Source organism: Bifidobacterium sp. LH_416, from assembly GCF_056357055.1.
On record NZ_JBKEVJ010000002.1, the window covers coordinates 312,067 to 328,317 of the forward strand.

14 protein-coding genes are annotated in these 16,251 nt (G+C 55.2%); 6 read left to right on the top strand and 8 right to left on the bottom strand.

All coding sequences use genetic code 11. The features are described 5' to 3' along the window. Positions 1-199: 199 nt before the first annotated feature. From leuS to AC1AY0_RS05900, 4 genes are all read right to left on the bottom strand, one after another. Positions 200-3,163 (bottom strand): leucine--tRNA ligase, encoded by a 2,964-nt coding sequence (gene leuS, locus AC1AY0_RS05885; RefSeq protein ID WP_476523278.1) that lies wholly within the window; start codon positions 3,161-3,163, stop codon positions 200-202. 42 nt (positions 3,164-3,205) lie between these two features. Next, positions 3,206-4,060 (bottom strand): transporter substrate-binding domain-containing protein, encoded by an 855-nt coding sequence (locus tag AC1AY0_RS05890; protein WP_476523277.1) that lies wholly within the window; start codon positions 4,058-4,060, stop codon positions 3,206-3,208. Positions 4,061-4,064: 4 nt separating this feature from the next. Then, entirely contained in the window at positions 4,065-5,015 is a 951-nt protein-coding gene (locus AC1AY0_RS05895; RefSeq protein ID WP_476523275.1) for a magnesium transporter CorA family protein, read from the bottom strand. A gap of 115 nt (positions 5,016-5,130) precedes the next feature. After that, positions 5,131-5,976: a histidine phosphatase family protein gene (locus AC1AY0_RS05900; protein WP_476523274.1), complete on the bottom strand. Its 846-nt coding sequence runs from the start codon at positions 5,974-5,976 to the stop codon at positions 5,131-5,133. A gap of 95 nt (positions 5,977-6,071) precedes the next feature. On the opposite strand from AC1AY0_RS05900, the gene AC1AY0_RS05905 reads away from it, so the two are divergent. Then, positions 6,072-7,325, top strand: coding sequence for a THUMP-like domain-containing protein (locus tag AC1AY0_RS05905; protein ID WP_476526032.1), 1,254 nt, complete (start codon positions 6,072-6,074; stop codon positions 7,323-7,325). Between the two features lie 94 nt (positions 7,326-7,419). Here the strand turns inward: AC1AY0_RS05905 and AC1AY0_RS05910 are convergent, their stop codons facing one another. Further along, positions 7,420-7,824 carry a pyridoxamine 5'-phosphate oxidase family protein gene (locus AC1AY0_RS05910; RefSeq protein ID WP_476523273.1) on the bottom strand — a complete coding sequence of 135 codons (405 nt, stop codon included), beginning with the start codon at positions 7,822-7,824 and terminating at the stop codon, positions 7,420-7,422. A gap of 279 nt (positions 7,825-8,103) precedes the next feature. On the opposite strand from AC1AY0_RS05910, the gene AC1AY0_RS05915 reads away from it, so the two are divergent. From AC1AY0_RS05915 to AC1AY0_RS05930, 4 genes are all read left to right on the top strand, one after another. Continuing rightward, on the top strand, positions 8,104-9,039 hold the full coding sequence (locus AC1AY0_RS05915) for a DMT family transporter (protein WP_476526033.1): 936 nt from the start codon (positions 8,104-8,106) through the stop codon (positions 9,037-9,039). Positions 9,040-9,160: 121 nt separating this feature from the next. Next, a complete protein-coding gene (locus AC1AY0_RS05920) occupies positions 9,161-9,859 on the top strand; it encodes a nitroreductase family protein (RefSeq protein ID WP_476523272.1) in 699 nt (232 codons plus the stop codon). Positions 9,860-9,973: 114 nt separating this feature from the next. Continuing rightward, positions 9,974-11,062 carry a hypothetical protein gene (locus AC1AY0_RS05925; RefSeq protein ID WP_476523271.1) on the top strand — a complete coding sequence of 363 codons (1,089 nt, stop codon included), beginning with the start codon at positions 9,974-9,976 and terminating at the stop codon, positions 11,060-11,062. 86 nt (positions 11,063-11,148) lie between these two features. Then, positions 11,149-11,688: a peptidylprolyl isomerase gene (locus tag AC1AY0_RS05930; RefSeq protein WP_476523269.1), complete on the top strand. Its 540-nt coding sequence runs from the start codon at positions 11,149-11,151 to the stop codon at positions 11,686-11,688. A gap of 74 nt (positions 11,689-11,762) precedes the next feature. Here the strand turns inward: AC1AY0_RS05930 and AC1AY0_RS05935 are convergent, their stop codons facing one another. From AC1AY0_RS05935 to AC1AY0_RS05945, 3 genes are all read right to left on the bottom strand, one after another. Beyond that, the gene (locus AC1AY0_RS05935) at positions 11,763-14,087 is read right to left on the bottom strand and encodes a RelA/SpoT family protein (RefSeq protein WP_476523268.1); all 2,325 of its coding nucleotides are present in this window, start codon (positions 14,085-14,087) and stop codon (positions 11,763-11,765) included. A gap of 89 nt (positions 14,088-14,176) precedes the next feature. Next, complete coding sequence (dut, locus tag AC1AY0_RS05940) at positions 14,177-14,656, bottom strand: dUTP diphosphatase (RefSeq protein ID WP_476523266.1); 480 nt, start codon at positions 14,654-14,656, stop codon at positions 14,177-14,179. Next, complete coding sequence (locus AC1AY0_RS05945) at positions 14,656-14,949, bottom strand: DUF4193 domain-containing protein (RefSeq protein WP_033890131.1); 294 nt, start codon at positions 14,947-14,949, stop codon at positions 14,656-14,658. Before AC1AY0_RS05945 ends, dut begins: the two co-directional genes overlap by 1 nt. 148 nt (positions 14,950-15,097) lie before the next feature. On the opposite strand from AC1AY0_RS05945, the gene sepH reads away from it, so the two are divergent. Beyond that, positions 15,098-16,195, top strand: coding sequence for a septation protein SepH (gene sepH, locus AC1AY0_RS05950; protein ID WP_476523265.1), 1,098 nt, complete (start codon positions 15,098-15,100; stop codon positions 16,193-16,195). Positions 16,196-16,251 lie beyond the last annotated feature (56 nt).

Sequence of the window (16,251 nt, forward strand, 5' to 3'; positions counted from 1 at the left end):
GTGTGAGGAACGCTTTGTAGTACGAAAAATGCCCATGAATCCACGCTGAAGGATTCATGGGCATTTGTCCAGCTGAAACGGGGTATGTGGTTCTAGCTTATGAAGTTATCCACATTGAGGGGAACCTTATGTTTGGGCTTCTCCCCTCAGTCTCGCTGCGCGAGCCAGCTCCCCTCAGTGAGGGGAGCCAGCAGTGGTGTCACTCGGCTGGAACGATGGAGACGATCTTCGGAGCCTTGACGATCACCTTGCGCGGCTCCTTGCCGCCAAGACGATCAGCCACAGCAGCGAGAGCCTGCTTCTCCAGATCAGCCGGGTCGATGTCAACCGGAACTTCGAGCTTGGCACGCACCTTGCCCTTGATCTGCACCACAGCGGTCACAGTGTCATGACCAACATAGCGTTCATCAGCCACCGGCCACGGCTCGGCAGAAAGGGACTCGGGGTGGCCCAGCTTGTTCCACATTTCCTCGCAGATATGCGGAGCAATCGGAGCGAGCATCAGAATCAGCGGCTCAACCGCAGCGCGCGGCACAGACTTCAGCGAGGTCAGGTGGTTGTTGAGCACGATGAGCTTGGCGATGGCGGTGTTCGGGCGCATGCCTTCCATTTCCGCGGTCACTTCAGCAATCGTGTTGTTCAGCAGCTTCAGCGTCTTCTCATCCGGGGTCTCTTCGGACACGTGAGCCTCGCCCGTGGTCTCGTCAATCACGTTACGCCACAGACGCTGCAGGAAGCGCATGCCGCCGACCACGTTACGGGTGTTCCACGGACGGGATTCATCCAGCGGGCCCATGCTCATCTCGTACAGGCGGAAGGTGTCAGCACCGTAGTTCTCGTACATGAAGTCCGGGGTCACGATGTTCTTCAGGCTCTTGCCCATCTTGCCGAATTCACGGTTGGCATGCTCACCATTCCAGGTGAACGTCGGCTCGCCGGAAGCGTCGGCCGGGCCTTCCACAACCTCGTCGGCCGGCACATACTGGCCACGATCGTCGGTGTAGGCGTAAGCCTGAATCATGCCCTGGTTGAACAGCTTGTGGAATGGTTCAGCCGAATCCACGTAGCCCAGATCGAAGAGAATCTTGTGCCAGAAGCGGGAGTACAGCAGGTGGAGCACCGCGTGTTCCACACCGCCGATGTACAGGTCCACACCACCCTCATCGCCGGAGTACTTGTTGTGGTTCGGGCCCATCCAGTAGTCGAACTCGTCCTTTTCGACCATGTGAGCGGTGTCGGTCGGGTCGATGTAGCGCATGTAGTACCAGCAGGAACCTGCCCAGTTCGGCATGGTGTTGGTGTCACGGTAGTAGGTCTTGACACCGTCGCCCAAGTCAAGCTGGACCTTAACCCAATCCTCGTTGCGGCTCAGCGGAGCCTCCGGGTTGGATTCGGCGTCCATCGGGTCGAAGGTACGCGGCTCGTAATCCGGCACATCCGGCAGGTTGATGGGCAGTGCGGAATCCGGCAGCAGGTGCGGAGTGCCGTCTTCACCGTAAACAATCGGGAAGGGCTCGCCCCAGTAGCGCTGACGGGAGAACAGCCAATCGCGCAGACGGTACGATACCGTGCCCTTGCCCACGCCTGCGGATTCCAGCCATGCGTTCACCTTGGCGATGGCGTCGTCAACGCGCAGTCCGTTGAGGGACAGCGCATCGCCGGCAGCCTTGGTGGCCTCTACCGAGGAGTTGATGACGATACCGTCATGGGAGACGAACGGAGCCTTGCCCTCGTAATTGTCGAGCGAATCACCGGATTCCGGCAACGGCTCAACGGTGTAGATTACCGGCAGACCGAACTTGGTAGCGAAATCGTAATCGCGCTGGTCGCCGCCAGGCACTGCCATAATGGCGCCGGTGCCGTAATCCATAAGCACATAGTCAGCGGTGAACAGCGGCAGCTTGGCACCAGTAATCGGGTTGATGGCGTACAGGCCGGTGAACAGACCGGTCTTCTCGCCTGCTTCATCCACACGATCCTTAGCGGTCTTGGATTCTGCAGCCAGACGGTAGGCCTTCATACCTTCAGCTGGAGTAGCGTAGCCGCCCTTCCAATCCTCCGGCACATCGGCTGGCCACTCGTCAGGCACGTACTGCAGCAGCTCGTGTTCTGGGGAGACCACGGCGAACGTGGTGCCGAACAGGGTGTCCGGACGAGTGGTGTAGATTTCCATGTCCTTAACGCCATCGGCGGTAGGAACCTCAAAGTGCACGGATGCGCCGTGGGATTCGCCAATCCAGTTGCGCTGCATCAGCTTGACCTTTTCAGGCCAGTTGATGCCATCAAGGTCTTCGATTAGGCGGTGACCGTACTTGGTGATGCGCATGGACCACTGGCGCAGCTCACGCTGGAACACCGGGAAGTTGCCACGTTCGGACTTGCCTTCTGCGGTGACCTCCTCGTTGGCGAGCACAGTGCCCAGACCCGGACACCAGTTGACCGGAGACTTGGAGATGTAAGCCAGGCGGAAATCGTTCAGAATATCCTGCTGCTCAGCCTCGGTGAGGTCGCCCCAAGACTTGCCATCGGACTCGTGACCCGGAATGGCCTTCTCGCCGGATTCAAACTTGGCTACAAGTTCGCTAATCGGGCGTGCAGAACCCTTGGTGCCGGACGGATTGGTGGCGTCATCGTCATACCAGGATTCGTAGATACGCGAGAAGATCCACTGCGTCCAGCGCACGTAACCTGGATCGATGGTGGCAAAAGTACGACGGTTGTCGAAGCTTAAGCCCATGCGGTGCAGCTGGCGAGACATGTTGGCAATGTTCGCCTCGGTGGTCACGCGCGGATGCTGACCGGTCTGCACAGCGTACTGCTCAGCAGGCAGGCCGAAAGCATCATAGCCCATGGCGTGCAGCACGTTCTCACCCTTCATACGGTGGTAACGGCTCACCACATCGGAGGCCAGGTAGCCCAGCGGATGGCCGACGTGCAGGCCCTTGCCGGACGGGTATGGGAACATGTCCATGGCGAAATAGGCTGTACGGCCTTCAGCGTTACGGCCCTTGCCGTCCTTCAGATCACCATTGACGTTGGCTGCCCAGAAGGTGCCTCGCTCATCCCAAATCTTCTGCCATTTGTTTTCGATATCCTGCGCCAGTTCAGCGTTGTAGCGGAAGCTGGGCTCTGCGGTTTGCGTGCTCTTCTCGTTGTCACTCATAAATCAGCAAGGTAGCCGCGTAACTGGACACGCTTCTGTGCGCTATTCAGCATCCGAGACGATGGCTCGAGGAGTGTCACTGAGTTTCACGGACAGTTTGCTCTGCTGCTTGAGTGTGTCACGGGCGGCGGCCCAACTGCCGTCGTCAATCATGTCCTGCAATGCTTCAGCGATTTTGCCAGCGAGCTCGGCAGTGCCTTTGCCTACCGCAATGCCATATTCAATGGTTCCCTCGTCAGTAAGTACTGCCGTATACTGCGGTCCATTGGCTTGGCGCAATCCGCCAAGAATCGCCGTATCCGCAACAATGGCGTCTGCAGCCCCAGCTTGTAATGCAGTGACGCATTGCGCGTAACTGTCACGCTCCTGCATGGTGGCTTCGGGATGATTGGTATGGAAGATCGTGGCCGTTTCATCGCCTTGGACTGCGCAAATGTCACGTTGGTTCACATTGCCGACCTTGCCATGCCCACTCTCATAATCTGTGCGATCGCTGGCGCGAACCAGCAACCCAACATTGGCAGTCAAATAAGGTCCCGCAAAATCAACCAAAGTGCGGGACTGGTCTGTAATGGGCCAGGAGGCTACCACCATGTCCACTTGCCCGTTATCCAGCATGGATTGTCTGGTTTCCGGGCGAACCTGTTTAAAAACAATCTGCTTATTCGCATAACCGAGGCGTGCCGCCACATATTTGGCAATCGTTACATCAAATCCCTCGTACGTACCGTCATGCCACATGCCAACTGCAGGTTCGTCTGCGGCCATGCCGATGGCGATGGTCGGCCCTTCCGGAGAGCCGGATACCGTGGTGACCTGAATCTGCCCGCAACCGCCGAGCGGCATGGCGAGCATCATCATGGCCGCTATTGATGCAACAGTGCGCTTGATTCGCATCGGTTTACTTAAACATACGCGAGCGGGTAAGGAACCAAGTGACCACTGCGGAGAGAGCAATGGAGATAAGGATAATCGCCGCGAATCCCCATGGCTTGTCGCTCAACGGCATACCCAGCATGCCTTCCTGGAAGTTCATGCCATACATGGAGAAGATCAGGGTCGGGATAGACAGCGTAATGGAGATGATGGTGAAGATGCGCATCACGTTGTTCAGGTTATTGGACACGATCGATGCGAATGCATCGGTCATGTTCGCAAGAACGCCGCTGTAGATGTTAGCCATCTCGATTGCCTGCTTGTTCTCGGTGATGACGTCATCCAGCAGATCCTCATCATCCGGGTATTGCTTGATGCGCTGCAAGGTGGTGAGCTTTTCCATCACGATTTCGTTTGATTTCAGCGATGTGGTGAAATACACCAAAGTCTTGGAAAGCTCCATCAGCATCACGATTTCACGGTTCTGCATGGAGTGGCGCAGCTTCAATTCCAGCTTGTCGCTTTCGCGGTCGATGATACGCAGGTATCGCAAATACATAGTGGCGTTGCGGTACAGAATCTGCAGAATGAATCGCGAGCGCATGTAGGTGTTGAACCCGCGAATCGTGCCTTCCATGAATGGGTGCAGCACTGGGGTGTCTTGCATGCAAACGGTGATGATGAGGTTTTCGGTGACGATAATCGACAACGGGATGGTCTCATACCAATCGCGTCCGCCACGTTCTTCCACGGTAGGAATGTCGACGATGATCATCGTGTAATCGTCTTCAACGTCTACACGGGAACGTTCTTCGTCATCCAGAGGGGCGCGCAAATCAGCCAAATCAATGCCGGTTTGTGAGGCGACGGTGGCGAGTTCAACATCCGTAGGTTCGCTTAAACATAACCAGGAACCGTTTTCCGGTTTCTCGATCTGCTCCACTTGGTTGTTGATTGAGCTGAAGATTCTCAGCATGCCGTCTCACCCGCCTTCCGCGCTTTCCTATGTTCTATCGCTGTACGGTTTAAAACCGAGATTAGTCTAGACCTACCGCGCGAATTTGTGAGGAGGCCTTGCGCGGACGGCGCGTCTACCATACGATTGGCTGCCAATCAGGCATGTTCGGGCCGCGCAAATCAGCTGGACCGTTTTCCCAATCCGCAGTGTCTGCGATGGCAGGCGCCTTGTTATATTCCTCGAGTTCAAATAATGGCTGTTCGGATGGCTGCCCGTTAATGGTGTGACGCACTTTGAGCCGGCACCAGCAAGCGTTGCGCATACCGCCGAGCGCATTCATGCCATCCGGATCCAAGCCCAGAAGATTGGCAATCGTGGCGGTAATCCATGAGCCGTGACCGACCAGCATCATTGTGGTCGGCATGTCATCGGCGTATGCAGGGTCCATGATGAGCTCGCGCACGGCATTCGCGCCGCGTTCGCCTACTTGAGCTCGGCTTTCGACACCATATTTGGTTTCTCCGCCTGTATGTCGTTTCCATGAGGCGTATGCTTCGGCATCAATCGCTTTGATTTCTTCGCGGGTCAAACCCTCCCATTGGCCGAAGCTGCGTTCGCGCAATCGCACATCGCAGATAACGTCAAGGCCCATCAGATCAGCGAATGCGTGTGCGGTCTGCTGGGCGCGGAATAAATCAGAGGAAATGACGATCATACGGCGTGCTGCCGCCGGAGCTTCACGGTATTGACTGATGTCAGTCCGTTCAGCAGCGTCTGCCGGAGGTTGCGCAATCAGTTCGGGATGAGCGGCATACTGGCTGACTTTTGCCCAATAGAATCGGCTGGCGAGCGCATATCCGCTCTGGTCCGCTTGCCATTGGCCTACGAGATCCAACGGCACATCAATCTGCCCTTGCAATCGATGTGCAAGATTGTATTGCGTCCGCCCGTGCCGCAGCATCACCACTTCGTCAATCATGAATCCTCCTTGACTTCTCTCTATCTCACCATGAGCCATGGAGACTGTTCTGCATCTGCGGCATAACCAACCACGGTTCCTTTACAATGACGTACGTGGAGATTACTGAACAAACATGGGCCTTTATTGCCGAGCATCGCCATGATGATGTACGCGAACTGGCATTGCATGCCAAGCGTAGCCCTGAAGTGGATATTCCCTTCGCTTTGGAGCAGATTTCAGGCTGGCAGCGCGCCACCGCAAAGCTTCCCGATTGGGCGGCGCATCAGGGTTTGATTTTCCCTCCACAGGTGCCGATGGAGCAATGTTCCTCCCAGTTCACCGCGCAATATAAGGCACGACTGGCAACTCGCCTATTGGACTCACTGCCGCACACCGCTCACGCAGCTGATTATTCGGTAACCTCTCTGGTTGATTTGACTGGTGGTTTCGGTGTCGATTTTTCCTATATGGCGCGCGTGTTCGGCAAGGCGACGTATGTGGAGCGGCAGACGAACCTGTGCGATATCGCGCAACATAATTTCCCGCTGCTGGGTCTCGATCACGCTGAAATCATCAATGATGACTCTACTGCCGTCATCAATCAGATTAAGTCTGCTTCAATGATTTTCCTCGACCCTGCCCGCCGTGATGATCATGGCTCACGCACGTATGCGATTGCCGACTGCACTCCGGATGCGCTGGCATTGAAATCACAGCTACTCACCGTAGCGCCTTTGGTGATGATTAAGCTCTCCCCCATGCTTGATTGGCATAAGACGGTGGCTGATTTTGCTGGCTCGGTGCATGAGGTACATATTGTCTCGACTGGCAATGAATGCAAGGAACTGCTACTGGTGCTAAGTCGCGAGCGGTGTGATACGCCTCGCGTGGTGTGCGTGAATGATGGGCAAGTATTGGCTTACCGTGTGTCAATCGATAATGGCGCGGCAATATTTGACGATGATTCTGTTCGGTTCATACAAACCGGAGCTCTTGTTGCTGATGAGGCGCATTATCTGTATGAGCCGAATGCTTCCATTATGAAGGCCGGATGTTTTAGCGTGCTTGAGCATCGGTTTGCTGTACAGCCGATAGGAGCCAATAGTCATCTGTTCATCAGTGAACAACCTGTTGATGATTTTCCTGGACGTTCTTTTGCCATCACATCCGTGGCCACCATGAACAAAAAAGATCTGAAACGCGCGCTTTCAGGGCTTACTCATGCAAATATCGCAGTGCGCAACTTCCCCATGTCGGTTGCCACGTTGCGCAAGAAGCTCAAGTTGAAGGATGGCGGTGAAACCTACCTGTTCGCTACCACTGATGAAGCCGGGCGCCACATTATTATTTCCACAGTGAAACAGTAGCCGCACAGCATGGATTGTATAAGTGTGAAGCCGCTTGCTCGATAAGGAGCAAGCGGCTTCACACTATAAGAATGAGATTGTGATCGAAGAACAATCAGTCCTTGACGATGGTCTTGCCAGCGGTCGGGCCGGAAGCCAGGTTCTGAATCTCGGTGACTTCGAGCACCGGAATCACAGCCGGCTTCTTGGTGCCCTTCTCTTCAGCAACCTTGACCTGAGCCTCGTAGATATCGTCATCGGAATGCAGGGTAACGGTGCCACGGAAGCGGTAGCCCTGCTTCTTCTCCAGGTTGGCGAAGGCGATAACCAGCGGAGAGCCGTTCTTCAGGTTCTCGTAGGTCTGGCCTGCGGTGCGCTCATGGTAAGCGATGTGCGTGTCATCCAGCACGAACAGGGACATCTTCGGGCCAAGATCCAGTTCGCCGTCCTTAGAGATGGTGGAAACCCAACCGAGGTTGTTGGCCACGAATTCCTTGATTTCCGGGGTAATGACTGCCATGGCAAGTCCTTTCTGAGCGAAAAATAATACCGTGTATAAGATTAGCGAATTCGCGCGCCACTCGCCCGGATGTTCGCTGTGAGTATCCTCACCTTATGCCGCATGTTGCGTTTCAGTCGGCTTCGTCAACAGATCATTTCATTTTCAACGTCTGCTGCGAACCGCCATCGCATCAATCCTGATGGCAGCGGACACTCGCCACGCATATCCGCCATATTTTGGCCGGCCATACCCGTAACCTATGTGCCGGAGAGACACAATCAGCAGTAGGGGTGCATCATGAGTGTGGTCGAGCGTTTCAGCAAGCTACGTAGCCGCTGGTCTCGTTCATTCCCCCCGAATTTGGCACGTCTTATGCTGCTCACATGTGCGGCGTTATGGGGTGGCAGCTACTTGCTGGCCAAGTTCGCCATGGAAGCCATTCCTCCACAGTGGCTGATGGGTTTGCGCATGTTCGGCGCCTGCATCTGCATGCTGGGGTTATTCCATAAGCACATTATTCCTAACCTGACGCCGAAGATTATCGTACCGGCCCTTGTGGTAGGCGTAACCTACTGGGGCACTATGGTCACGCAGACCATAGGATTGCAAACCATCGATCCTGGGCGCAGCGCGTTCCTGACCGCTGCATACTGCGTGCTGACGCCGTTCGTCACCTGGCTGGTGTCCAAGAGCAGGCCGCGAGTCATCAATCTTATCGCCGGCATTATTTGTCTGATTGGCGTCGGCTTTGTTTCCTTAAAACCAGGTGGTTCGCTTTCCCTCAGCGTCGGCGACTGGTTGACCATCACCACGGCGATTATCTTCTCGTTCAACCTCACTTTCCTCGGCGTATATACCAAACGTTTTGATCCCATCGCAGTCACCTTCGTGCAATTCGGTATTGCCGGCGTATTATTCCTGATCGGCGCAATCGTTACCGAGCCCGCACCCGATGCCGGCTGGCTCGCCCCGTCGGTGGTGGCCAGCGTACTGTACCTGTTCCTTGGCGCCACCATGAGCGCGCAGATTATGCAGAACATCGGTCTTGCCCACGTGCCCGCCTCGCAGGCCTCAATCATTATGTGCACGGAAAGTCTGTTTGCGGTCTCCTTCTCCGCTTTGTTCTGGGGCGAGCGCATCATGTGGAGCTCCTTGGTTGGCTTCGCATTGATTTTCGCAGCGGTTTTGATGTCCGTCATCAGACCTACGAAGCATTCGCTGCATCGTAACTGATGAACTGATTGATGAGTCAACTTGTCGTATCGCGCTTGGCCCTTGGCCGCGATGTTATGGTCAATCCACTACTATAAGAATGTTTGTCAGGCGCCAGATGGCGTATATCGAAAGGAGCATCATGAATCTGCTTGAGGCTATGGAGGCCCGTCACGCTGTCCGCAATTTCACCGACGAAGCGTTGACCGACGAGCAGATCGATGCGCTGACGAAGTCCATTGCCGAACTCAATACCGCTCACAGGTTAAATATGCAGTTGATTCATGGCGTGGATGATGCATTCGGCGGCTGCCCCACCCATTACGGTCGTTTCTCCGGCGTGCACAATCTCATCGCTCTTATCGGATCCGAGAACAGCCAACCTGAGCAGTTGGATGAAACAGTCGGTTATGCAGGTGAGCTGCTCGCACTGAATGCCGTAGCGCTCGGATTGGATACCTCGTGGGTGGTATTGCATGAAACCGACGAACATGACGGTCAATGGACTCTTGAAGAAGGCCAGCGTATGCCGGCCGCCATCGTGCTGGGCCATGGAGCTCGTCCAGGTAGGGCTCATCGCAGTAAGCCGGCTGAAGACTTGGGTTTGGTAGCCAACGGCACCTATGCTGACGCCCCTGATTGGTTCCATGCCGGTATTGAATCTGTAATGCTTGCTCCTAGTGCTCTTGGTAAGCAGCCGGTGCAATTCACGCTGTTGGAAGATGGTCATACAGTGCAGGCACAGGCATTGGATGGTGTCCAGGCGCATATTTGTCTTGGTATTGCCAAGTTGCATTTCGAGCTTGGTGCTGGAAATGACCACTTCACTTGGGCTGAATAGATATTTCACGGCGCATCTCAGCATGTGAAGATTTTGAAGGGTTCATGTAAGCATTTTGCGGCTTTCATCGAGCCTTCAGGAAGACTTCAGCACAATCGCCTACGGTCGTAGATTGTGAAGAAGTTTTTCCAAGGTCTTTCCTTTTCCTCGATCGTGGCAGGTACTCTCGCTGCCGTCACATCGTTCCTGCTAGCCGCGAAAATCGGTGTTGCCGGCTCGGTTATCGGCGCTGCGGCCAGTTACATCGTTTCTGTAGTGGCAACGAACATCTACCAGAACATCATCAAAGCCTCTAGCGAGAAGTTTCAGCAAACCATCGTCGGCTCGGATAACGCCGAGAACAAGCCTGAGGATGAATCCGGCGCTGACGATCAATCACATGAGGACAGCGAATCCGATAACGAGAACGCAGCGTCCAGCGAAGAAAACATGGAAAGCGCCGATGATGCTGAGAAATTCAGCACTACTGATGAATCTGATGCTGAAGCGACTGATAATCGCGCTGTGGCAGCAGCTGAGGCTGGCGAGGCTCAGTCAGCCCGTAAGCCGCGCGAAATCATTTCTCGCCCTGCCGATGGGCACACGTATTCCATCAGTGAGCTGCGCAAGCATCGCCGCGATCCAAAGCGTGTAGCCGTTATCGTCACACTGGTGTCTGGCTTGCTAACAGTTGCCGTAACTGCAGGCATTGTCATGTTGGTAACGCAGGGTCATGGCACGGATACCGTGGTCTCTGACCTGGTCTCCCCCACTAAGACCACGACTGATTCTGATAGTTCCACTGATTCTGATTCGTCAGTGCAACCGCAGCAGGGCGCGCCTACGACTCCGCAATATGGCGAGAGTGACAGCGATTCCAGCACCAGCAATTCCAACAGCGATACCTCAACCGATACCAGTGGAAACACCTCTGATTCCACCAATAGTTCTGGCACCACTTCCAGCTCTGGCTCTTCCAGCTCCTCCGGTACTGATTCCAGCAGCTCCAGCAATTCGAGCAACTCTAATAATTCAGGCACGAGCGATAGTTCCAGCTCGTCTGGCAACACGTCTGATTCTTCCGGATCATCAGACTCTTCTTCCGGATCTTCCTCAGGCTCCAGCTCGTCGTCCGGTTCCTCTTCTGGTTCTTCCAGCTCATCGGGAAGCACCGGTTCAAATACTGGTAGCGCCGAAGGCACAGGATTCAGCACAATCGGCTAGCCGCTGCTGGTTATTGAAGATCTGCAACGCATTGCCCCACGCCATTGCTTCACGTAATGACGTGGGGCAATGTACCATTAGAACCTATGACTACTATCATCATGCGCACCTCTGAAGGTCCGATCACCATCAACCTGTTCGACGACAAGGCTCCGAACACCGTAGCCAACTTCCTTGGTCTCGCCACCGGCGAGAAGGAGTGGGCTGACCCGTACACCGGTCAGCCGTCTCACGGCAAGTTCTACAACGGCCTGACTTTCCACCGCATCATCAAAGACTTCATGATTCAGGGCGGCTGCCCGCTCGGCACTGGCACTGGTGGCCCTGGCTATGATTTTGATGATGAAATCGACCCGAGCTTGAAGTTCGATAAGCCGTATCTGCTGGCCATGGCAAATGCCGGTCTGCGCCGCGGCCGTGACGGCCAGATTCATGGCACCAACGGCTCCCAGTTCTTCATCACCACTGTGCCGACCCCATGGCTGGATGGCCACCACACCATCTTCGGTGAGGTTGCTGACGAAGATTCCAAGAAGGTTGTAGACAAGCTGGAAGCCTTGGATACCGATCCGATGGATCGTCCGCTTGAGCCGGCCGTAATCCTGTCCGTGGACGTGGCTGAGTAATACTCCACTGCAGCACTACATATAAGACATAAGAAAAGTCCCTGATTGGAAAACAATCAGGGACTTTTCTTGTATTACTTCATCTTGCGCAAGCGAGGCTCTGCAGATTCCTTGGCACCAGTTAAACGGTAGACATCGAATACGCCATCGATCTTACGAACTGCGGCAAGCAAAGTGTTGAGATGCTGAGGATCAGCCATTTCAAAACTGAACTGGCTGGTAGCCACACGATCAGAACCGGTGGCAATTGTGCCGGAGATAATGTTCACTCCGTGATCGGAAAGCACGCGCGTCACATCAGACAGCAGATTGCGTCGATCCAAGGCCTCGACTTGAATCTTGACCATGAACAAGCCCTTGGTGCTGGTCCATTCGACTTCGACCACACGTTCAGGCTGCTTGTTCTTCAAATCAATCATGTTCTGGCAGTCAGTACGATGCACGGACACACCCTGATTACGGGTGATGAAGCCGACAATCTGATCGCCCGGCACCGGCATGCAGCAGCGTGCGAGTTTAATCCACACGTCTCCCACGCCCTTGACGGACACGCCAGTGGAGCTGGATGAGGTCTTGCGCTCCACAGGCTTCAAAGGCAGAACCTCTTGCTCCACCTCTTCGTCCACTTCGTCCGCGCCGGCGTCCTTCACCAAATGCGAAATGACATTTTGCGTGGAGATCTGACCATCGCCAATGGCAGCGAACACAGCGTCCGCGTTCGGGAAGTTCAAGTCAACGGCAACACCAACCAATGCCTCAGGAGTAAGCAACGCATTGACCGGCAAATTGCGCTTACGCATGGCTCGGGTCAGCTCGTCACGGCCTTCCTCAATGGCTTCGGTACGGCGTTCCTTAGAGAACCATTGACGAATCTTATTGCGGGCCTTCGGGCTCTTGACAAAGCTCAGCCAGTCGCGGGAAGGGCCTGCGGTATCTGACTTGGAAGTCAGGATTTCCACAGTGTCACCGTTGTCCAGCGTGGTATCGAGCGGTACCAAGCGTCCGTTGACGCGTGCGCCCATAGTACGGTGGCCCACTTCAGTGTGCACCGCGTATGCAAAGTCAACCGGGGTGGCCTTGGCAGGCAAGGACACAATCTTGCCTTTTGGTGTGAACACATAGACTTCCGCGGAACCAAGGTCTTCCTTGAGGGAGCCCAAGAACTCGTTGGAATCCGGGGTTTCAGATGTCCAATCAGCAAGCTGCTGAATCCACTTGAGGTTATCAGCCTCGGAAAGTTCCTGCTCGTTCTCACCGCGCTTGCGATCGGACTTATCCGGAGAGCTCAACGCACGGCCAGCCTGGCCGTTCTCCTTGTACTTCCAGTGAGCGGCAATACCGAATTCGGCCCTACGGTGCATATCCCAGGTACGAATCTGAATTTCAACAGGCTTGCCGCCAGGACCCACCACAGTGGTGTGCAGCGACTGATACATGTTGAGCTTCGGCATGGCGATGTAATCCTTGAACCGGCCAGGAACCGGGTTCCACCGCGCATGCACGGCACCAAGCGCCGCATAGCAGTCCTGAATGGTATCGACGATGATGCGCACACCTACCAAATCGTAGATGTTGGCGAAATCATGGCCGCGAACAATCATCTTCTGATAGATGGAGAAGTAATCCTTCGGGCGACCAGTCACATACGCTTTAATGTGCTGTTCGGAAAGATCCTCGTTGATTTCAGCAAGAATCTGCTTCAGATACACATCACGCTGACCTGCACGACGTGCCACCAACACCACAATTTCGTTGTAAATCTTCGGATACAGCACCTTGAAGCTCAGCTCTTCGAGCTCCGTTTTAATGGCGTTCATACCGAGACGGTTAGCGAGCGGCGCATACACGTCAAGGGTTTCCCGCGCTTTCTTCTGTGCTGAAGAGGTTTTCACATAGCGCCATGTACGAGCGTTATGCACACGATCGGCAAGCTTGACCACCAAGGTACGCACGTCGCGGCTCATGGCCACTACGAGCTTACGGATGGTTTCGGCCTGAGCGGAATCGCCAACTTCAAGTTGGCTCAGCTTGGTGACACCATCCACCAGACCGGCCACCGTATCGCCGAATTCAGCACGGCACTGATCCAAGGTGTAATCAGTATCCTCCACCGTATCGTGCAGCAGACCGGCCGCCACCACTACCGGGCCCATGCCGAGATCAGCCAGAATCTGGGATACGGCCAACGGGTGAATAATGTATGGCTCGCCTGACTTGCGGCGCTGAGTGGAATGCTGAATAACGGCACGCTGATAGGCGCGATCGAGAATGGAGAGGTCCTCACCGGGGTGATGGGCTTTGCACACCTGCTTGATAGGCTCAAGCGGGTTTAACGGATCAGCACTGATCTCGCAGCCCAATTTGCGGGCAGCATACTGTTCGCTATCGTTTTCCGACATGCAAACCACCTCCCAATGTGACTTATATTGTAGCCACGCATGAGGCCGCGCCGTGTCTTGGGCTCACGGCGCGGCCTTTCTCTCTTCAATCAGTTCGAGGCCACGCCTGTCGAGCCGAAGCCACGTTCAGCTCGATCAGAGCCGGGCAGTGTCTCAGCAGGGATGAACTTTGCCTCCACATAGCGTTGAATCACCAGCTGGGCAATGCGATCACCCGGATGGAACACGGCTGTGTGCTCTGGGTCAAGGTTGATCAGCGGCACCTTGATCTCACCGCGGTAACCAGCGTCCACAGTTCCTGGAGCATTCAGCACAGTGACACCTTGCTTGGCAGCAAGACCGGAGCGAGGATGCACCAATGCCACATATCCAGCGGGCAAAGCAATAGCCACGCCAGTTGGCACCAGAGCGCGTTCGAACGGCTTGAGTGTCACGTCAACCGTCGTGATGAGATCTGCTCCTGCATCTCCCGCATGCGCGTAATGCAGGTTTGCTGGATGCTCGGGGTCGAGCGACTTGACCAGTACCTCGGTGTTTTCAGGTTCGTTATAGGATGCGTCAAACCCCATCAGGCGGCGCACTCCTCGCATACTGGCTGACCATCCTCATCCATGTAGGCGAGCTGGCTGCGGTGCTTAACCAGGAAGCACTGGGAGCAGATAAACTCGTCGCCCTGCATCGGGATGACGGTCACCGAAGAGTCTTCGTTGCTCAGGTCAGCGCCCGGCAGCTCGTAGTCTTCGGCGATGGCGTTCTCGTCATCATCGATATCGCTCGAGGAGTTCTGCGCGGACTTTCCCAAAGCCTGCAGCGATTCCTCGTCCTCGTCCTTGTTGCGTGGGGAATCATAATCCTGAGCCATCATGGTCCTTTCGTCTTACATCTACTTACCGCGCGTATTACCGCGCTGTACTCGGCCATAGGGTACACGATTTGAAATACATGTAAAGTTCGACACGTGGGGCATACTGGAATATAGCAATGTCCTTGCCAAGGAAAGTGGTGTGCATATGCCTGAGAATCGGCTTGAAAAGGCCCATTTTGAGCGTGTCAGCGATACAGGGGATCTTGTGTTCTCTGTAGGTGACCGCTATGTGGCCATCAGCCTAGACGACACGCTCGAGCGTGCGATTCTCGAAGCCAAGCAGGTCAAAAGCGAAAAGCAGAAGTCTGTCCAGCCTCATGAACAGGTCACATTGCCGATTTCGCAGATTCAATCATTGATTCGCGCCGGTGCTGACCCGTCTCGTGTAGCACAACGTTATGGATTGAGCGAAACGCTGGTTCGCCGTTTCTCCGCTGCTGTGGAAACCGAAAAACAGTACGCTATCGAGCAGTTCCTCACCGTGCCAGCTCCGAAAGACAGTCGTGTGCGCACCATCAACGATCTTGTGGAGCGTACGTTGGCATCCGCGTCAATTGGTATGGAATCTGTAACCTGGAAGTCCACTCGTCGAGGTCTTGAACCGTGGCGCATTGTGGCGATTTTCACTTCCGCAGGCCGTGAGATTCACGCCGAATGGACCTGGAATATGCACGACAATTCTGTGGTCTGTCTGAACAATGCCGCACGAAAGCTGCTCGGAGAGCGCAGTTCCGCCGATGATTCCAAATCCGCGGCTAAAGTACTGCCGACTCCTGAGTTGCCGGGCGATTCCGTTCGCTCCGCCCGTATTGAACGTGCGGTCAGCGCATGGGCGGCTCCTAAGCCTTCGATTCCAGCCGCCGTGCCTCAGGCTGCGGTTGCAGGTACCAGTACCGGATCGGTTGATGTTTCCGCTTCCGGTTCGATGCCGCCGGTCAAAATCCCGGGTGCTGCAACGCCTGCTGTTCCCGCTCAATCAGACTCCGCAGTAACCACTGCTGCTGCGACTGCAACGAGTGCTTCCGCCACTGTTGCGGCAGGAGCAGCTGATTCTTCAGCCGATGGCAATACTGGCTCTACTACGGCAGATAGCAACGTTGAACCGGCAGCAAGTGCTGCTGATGGCAATGCAACTACAGCCAAGGATGCCGATTCCGCTGCGACGCATGCCAGCAAGCCCGCCAAGCGTCGCTCTGGCCGTTCAGCTGTGCCAAGTTGGGATGAGATTCTCTTCGGCGACTGACCGATAGCCGAGGCTCTACACAACATAGATGAATGATGCTGGCTTCCGAAGATTTT

Bases quoted from the DNA above. Each gene is read 5' to 3' on its own strand.
- leuS (WP_476523278.1), bottom strand. From the start codon at position 3,163: ATGAGTGACAACGAGAAGAGCACGCAAACCGCAGAGCCCAGCTTCCGC.
- AC1AY0_RS05890 (WP_476523277.1), bottom strand. From the start codon at position 4,060: ATGCGAATCAAGCGCACTGTTGCATCAATAGCGGCCATGATGATGCTC.
- AC1AY0_RS05895 (WP_476523275.1), bottom strand. From the start codon at position 5,015: ATGCTGAGAATCTTCAGCTCAATCAACAACCAAGTGGAGCAGATCGAG.
- AC1AY0_RS05900 (WP_476523274.1), bottom strand. From the start codon at position 5,976: ATGATTGACGAAGTGGTGATGCTGCGGCACGGGCGGACGCAATACAAT.
- AC1AY0_RS05910 (WP_476523273.1), bottom strand. From the start codon at position 7,824: ATGGCAGTCATTACCCCGGAAATCAAGGAATTCGTGGCCAACAACCTC.
- AC1AY0_RS05915 (WP_476526033.1), top strand. From the start codon at position 8,104: ATGAGTGTGGTCGAGCGTTTCAGCAAGCTACGTAGCCGCTGGTCTCGT.
- AC1AY0_RS05920 (WP_476523272.1), top strand. From the start codon at position 9,161: ATGAATCTGCTTGAGGCTATGGAGGCCCGTCACGCTGTCCGCAATTTC.
- AC1AY0_RS05930 (WP_476523269.1), top strand. From the start codon at position 11,149: ATGACTACTATCATCATGCGCACCTCTGAAGGTCCGATCACCATCAAC.
- AC1AY0_RS05935 (WP_476523268.1), bottom strand. From the start codon at position 14,087: ATGTCGGAAAACGATAGCGAACAGTATGCTGCCCGCAAATTGGGCTGC.
- dut (WP_476523266.1), bottom strand. From the start codon at position 14,656: ATGGGGTTTGACGCATCCTATAACGAACCTGAAAACACCGAGGTACTG.
- AC1AY0_RS05945 (WP_033890131.1), bottom strand. From the start codon at position 14,949: ATGGCTCAGGATTATGATTCCCCACGCAACAAGGACGAGGACGAGGAA.
- sepH (WP_476523265.1), top strand. From the start codon at position 15,098: ATGCCTGAGAATCGGCTTGAAAAGGCCCATTTTGAGCGTGTCAGCGAT.